This window comes from Cytobacillus sp. S13-E01, assembly GCF_029193815.1.
In the GTDB taxonomy this organism is placed as follows: domain Bacteria; phylum Bacillota; class Bacilli; order Bacillales; family Bacillaceae_L; genus Bacillus_BV.
On record NZ_JARFVC010000065.1, the window covers coordinates 1 to 5509 of the forward strand.

A 5509-nucleotide genomic window follows, 5' to 3' on the forward strand; every position below is an offset into this window, starting at 1 on the left:
TACCATATAAACATGAACCATTTACGGATTTTTCTGTTGAGGAAAACAAGAAAGCTTATTTAGCTGGTCTTAAGACAGTTGAGTCTTACCTTGGGCAAGATTATGACTTAGTTATTGGTGGAAAACGCATCACAACTGAGGATAAAATCGCTTCTGTAAACCCGTCAAACAGAGAAGAGTTGGTTGGCCGGGTTTCAAAAGCAAACCAAGAGCTTGCTGAAAAGGCAATGCAAATTGCAGATAAAACATTCCAAACATGGCGCAAGTCAAAGCCAGAAATGCGCGCAGATATTTTATTCCGTGCTGCTGCAATTATTCGCCGTCGTAAGCATGAGTTTTCTGCCCTTTTAACAAAAGAAGCTGGTAAGCCATGGAATGAAGCTGATGCTGATACAGCGGAAGCAATCGACTTTTTAGAATATTATGGACGTCAAATGCTTCGTCTAAAAGACGGACTTCCAGTTGAAAGCCGTCCAATCGAATATAACCGTTTTAATTACATTCCACTTGGAGTGGGTGTTATTATTTCACCTTGGAACTTCCCATTTGCAATTATGGCTGGTATGACAACAGCTGCATTAGTAGCGGGAAATACTGTTTTACTAAAGCCTGCTAGTACAACTCCAATCATTGCTGCCAAATTCATGGAAGTTCTTGAAGAAGCAGGTCTTCCTGCAGGTGTAGTTAATTTTGTCCCTGGTAGTGGAGCAGAAGTTGGAGACTACTTAGTAGATCATCCACGTACTCGCTTCATTAGCTTCACAGGTTCACGTGATGTTGGATTACGAATTTACGAACGTGCATCTAAATTAAATGAAGGCCAAATTTGGTTGAAGCGTGTCATTGCTGAAATGGGTGGAAAAGATACGATTGTTGTTGATAAAGATGCTGATCTTGAATTAGCGGCTAAATCAATCGTGGCATCTGCATTTGGTTTCTCAGGACAAAAATGTTCGGCTTGCTCAAGAGCAGTCATTTTAGCAGACGTATATGACCAAGTAGTAGACCGCGTTGTTGAATTAACAAAAGAGCTAACTGTTGGTGAACCTAAAGACACATCTATATTCATGGGTCCTGTAAACGATCAAGGTGCGTTTGACAAGGTGATGAGTTATGTTGAGATCGGTAAAAACGAAGGAAGATTACTACACGGTGGTAAAGGCGATGACTCTAAAGGTTGGTTCATCGAGCCGACAATTTTTGCAGACGTAGCAGAAGATGCTCGTCTAATGAAAGAGGAAATCTTCGGGCCTGTTGTAGCAATCTGCAAAGCGAAAGATTTCGACCATGCACTTGATATTGCAAACAACACTGAGTATGGTCTAACTGGAGCAGTTCTTACAAACAACCGTGCACACATCGAAAAAGCACGCGAAGACTTCCATGTTGGTAACCTCTACTTCAACCGTGGTTGTACTGGTGCAATCGTTGGATACCAACCATTCGGTGGATTTAACATGTCTGGAACTGACTCAAAAGCTGGTGGCCCAGACTACCTAGTTTTACACATGCAAGCTAAAACAACATCTGAAATGCTATGAAAATTAAACAATCAGGAGGACGAGAATATGACAACAATTACTCAAGATGCGATTAGGCAAAACGAAAAGTATGGAGCAAATAACTATCATCCACTTCCAATCGTGATATCAAAAGCCGAAGGGGTTTGGGTTGAAGATCCAGAAGGAAATAGATACATGGATATGTTAAGTGCATACTCTGCAGTTAACCAAGGACATAGACATCCGAAAATTATTCAGGCTCTTAAGGATCAAGCAGATAGAGTAACACTTACTTCACGTGCTTTTCATAATGATCAATTAGGTCCATGGTATGAAAAAATTGCAAAGTTAACAAAGAAAGAAATGGCACTTCCGATGAACACGGGCGCAGAAGCGGTAGAAACTGCGGTGAAGGCGGTAAGACGCTGGGGTTATGATGTTAAGGGAATCGCAGATAATCAAGCTGAAATTATTGCGTGTGAAGGAAATTTTCATGGTCGCACAATGACGGCGGTATCCCTATCTTCTGAAGCAGAATATAAAAGAGGGTTTGGCCCAATGTTACCCGGACTTAAGCTAATCCCTTATGGTGATATTGAGGCACTTAAAAAGGCAATAACACCAAACACAGCAGCATTTATGATTGAGCCGATTCAAGGCGAAGCAGGAATCGTTATACCGCCTAAGGGGTTCTTAAAAGCTGCTTATGAACTTTGCAAAGAAAATAATGTGTTATTCGTAGCCGATGAAATTCAAGCAGGGTTAGGTCGTTCAGGAAAAATGTTTGCATGCGAGTGGGATGATGTAACACCAGATATGTATATTTTAGGTAAAGCACTTGGAGGAGGGGTGTTTCCGATTTCTTGTGTTGTTGCAAACAAAGATGTATTAGGTGTTTTTAATCCTGGGTCCCATGGTTCAACTTTTGGAGGAAATCCAATGGCTTGTGCTGTTTCCATTGCTGCGATAGATGTTCTTATCGAAGAACAGCTAACAAAAAGGTCACTTGAACTAGGTAACTATTTTATAGAACGTCTAAAAGAAATAAAGAATCCATTAATAAAAGAGGTTCGAGGTAGAGGGTTATTCATTGGAGTGGAGCTACATGAACCGGCAAGAAAGTATTGTGAAGAATTAAAGGCGACAGGACTATTATGTAAAGAAACACACGATACTGTTATTCGCTTTGCACCACCACTTGTTATTACAAAAGAAGAACTAGACTGGGCAATTGAACGAATTAAATTAAAACTATCATAATTCTTTAGAGGTGAACCCCATGAAATTTGCTGAACAAAAAGATCAAGAAGAGTCACTGAATTTATTCACATCAACCCAAATTGTTATCAAAGAGGCATTAACAAAGTTAGGATATCATGAAGAGATGTATGAACTATTAAAAGAACCTTTACGCTTAATGACCGTTAGAATGCCTATTCGAATGGATGACGGTTCGATTACTGTATTCACAGGCTATCGGGCACAACATAATGATGCAGTAGGCCCTACTAAAGGTGGCATACGATTCCATCCGGAGGTAGATGAAGAGGAAGTAAAGGCATTATCTATGTGGATGAGTCTGAAATGTGGAATTGTAGATTTGCCCTATGGTGGAGGTAAAGGTGGCATTATTTGTGATCCGCGTAAGATGTCGCTAGCAGAACTTGAAAGGCTAAGCCGAGGCTATGTAAGGGCGATCAGTCAAATCGTTGGACCAACAAAGGACATTCCTGCACCAGATGTTTATACAAATTCTCAAATTATGGCTTGGATGATGGATGAATACAGTCGTTTACGTGAATATGATTCTCCTGGATTTATTACGGGTAAGCCTCTCGTTCTTGGGGGTTCACATGGACGGGAGAAAGCTACAGCTCTAGGTGTAACGATTTGTATTGAAGAAGCTGCTAAGAAAAAGGGGATTGAGCTAACAGGAGCAAGAGTTGTTGTTCAAGGCTTCGGTAATGCAGGTAGTTTTTTAGCGAAAATGATGCATGATGCAGGTGCTAAAGTCATTGGAATCTCTGATGCACATGGTGCTTTATATGACAAAAATGGCTTAGATATTGATTATTTACTTGATCGAAGAGATAGCTTTGGTACAGTAACAACTTTATTTGAAAGCACGATTACCAATAAAGAGCTATTAGAACTTGATTGTGACATATTGGTACCAGCAGCAATTTCAAATCAAATAACTGCAACAAATGCTCATCATATTAAAGCCTCTATCATCGTTGAAGCGGCAAATGGTCCAACAACTTTGGAAGCAACGAAAATTTTAACAGAACGTGGTATTCTTCTTGTACCAGATGTATTAGCAAGTTCAGGTGGGGTAACTGTTTCATATTTTGAATGGGTTCAAAACAACCAAGGCTATTACTGGTCAGAAGAAGAGGTACTAACGAAATTGAAAAAGGTTCTCGTAAAATCGTTTGATCAAGTATATGAAGTAGCAGCTACAAGAGGTGTTAATATGCGATTAGCAGCGTATATGGTCGGAGTAAGAAAAATGGCTGAGGCTTCAAGATTCCGAGGTTGGGTATAAATATTTTCTAAAAACTATTCCGAAGAGGTGTTAGTTTGAACTTACCAATTTATAAAATTGATAGTCCGGTTGATGGTACTGTTGAGAAAGTATATGTCGAAGATAATTCATACTTATATGAATGGGAACAACTTTTTCTGCTAAAAGCAAGTGATGGTAGGCTTCAATATATTACAATTGGAATCAGTGGATATATAACATCTCTAATGGTAAAAGAGGGAGATAAGGTAAGCAAAAACACAATACTAGCTTTATTAAAAGATGACTATATAATATCGGGATCAGATTAAAAGTACTAAAAAAGGCTTAGGGAGTTACGAATCCCTAAGCCTTTTTCTTGTGCGCCCTGCATGGGTGAATACTCGGTGGTGAAAGTCCACTACAGGCTTGGCAGTAGGAACTGTTAGCGAAAGACAAGGTGGCTATCGTGAGGTAGTGGCTGAAGGAAGTCGGACGCAAACTCCTGAACTGACGAACAGAAACTAGATATAAGGCTGAATTAGGTCGGATAAGGTTGCAAGACAAACTGAAGTCCAATACTGCTCGAAACCTATACAGTAAATCTAGCAGTTACATGGGAGGAAAGTATTCACTCTTACCAGGGGAGGTCTTACGAGGGCACAGTGCAAGTTAAGTGATAACGAACCAGTGCAATCTTCATGGTGACATGAGGATGAATCGTAAGAAGTCAGCCGAGGTCATAGTAGCGTTCGCTGACAGGACGTGAAGGACTGAACAATAATAATTTTGAGGATACAAGGAGGTGTGGAAATTGCGACAACCGCAGAAAACAGGGAAACCTGGCTACCGTCAGAGAGATAATGTGGAACATGAAGAGTATAACGGAGTGCATAGTAATTTCCATGGTGAACTGAACAATCAAAATGGTGTAAATCTGTATGAGAGAATTCTTACAAGGAATAATCTCAATCAAGCCTACCTCCAAGTTGTCAGAAATAAGGGAGCCGCAGGCGTAGACGGTATGACTTACGACCAGTTACTCCCGCACTTGAAGGAGCACAGGGAAGAGTTACTAACGAAATTACATGACGGAACTTATAGCCCACAACCCGTGTTGCGGGTTGAAATTCCAAAACCTAACGGTGGTGTAAGAAAATTAGGGATTCCAACTGTTATCGACCGGATGATTCAGCAAGCAATCAATCAAGTCTTACAACCAATATTTGACCCTACGTTCTCCGATAATAGCTTTGGGTTTCGTCCGAAGCGTAGTGCACACCAGGCTATCATACAAGCGAAGTCGTACTACGAGCAAGGGTACAGATACGTTGTAGATATGGATATGAAAGCTTATTTTGACACAGTGAACCACGATAAACTCATGTACTACATCGAGGAAAAGGTAAAAGATAAGCGTGTTTTACATCTTATCCGCCAATACCTCAAAAGCGGTATTATGGTAAACGGTTTAGTTCAAGCATCCAAAGAAGGAACTCCA

General features: G+C 40.4%; 5 protein-coding genes. All 5 read left to right on the top strand.

Annotation, left to right across the window (positions count from 1 at the left end; genetic code table 11):
* Nucleotides 1–1541, top strand: a 1541-nt coding sequence (gene pruA, locus PY093_RS20980) for an L-glutamate gamma-semialdehyde dehydrogenase (protein WP_275647573.1), incomplete at its 5' end; no start/stop codon positions are given.
* A 27-nt stretch (nt 1542–1568) separates the two neighbouring features.
* On the top strand, nt 1569–2762 hold the full coding sequence (locus PY093_RS20985; RefSeq protein ID WP_275647692.1) for an ornithine--oxo-acid transaminase: 1194 nt from the start codon (nt 1569–1571) through the stop codon (nt 2760–2762).
* Nucleotides 2763–2781: 19 nt separating this feature from the next.
* Nucleotides 2782–4050: a Glu/Leu/Phe/Val family dehydrogenase gene (locus tag PY093_RS20990; protein WP_275647693.1), complete on the top strand. Its 1269-nt coding sequence runs from the start codon at nt 2782–2784 to the stop codon at nt 4048–4050.
* Between the two features lie 35 nt (nt 4051–4085).
* On the top strand, nt 4086–4340 hold the full coding sequence (locus PY093_RS20995) for a biotin/lipoyl attachment domain-containing protein (protein WP_275647694.1): 255 nt from the start codon (nt 4086–4088) through the stop codon (nt 4338–4340).
* A gap of 482 nt (nt 4341–4822) precedes the next feature.
* Nucleotides 4823–5509, top strand: a 687-nt coding sequence (locus PY093_RS21000; protein ID WP_275643805.1) for a reverse transcriptase domain-containing protein, incomplete at its 3' end; no start/stop codon positions are given.

Excerpts from the sequence above, each read along its gene's own strand:
- PY093_RS20985 (WP_275647692.1), top strand. The coding sequence starts at position 1,569 with ATGACAACAATTACTCAAGATGCGATTAGGCAAAACGAAAAGTATGGA.
- PY093_RS20990 (WP_275647693.1), top strand. The coding sequence starts at position 2,782 with ATGAAATTTGCTGAACAAAAAGATCAAGAAGAGTCACTGAATTTATTC.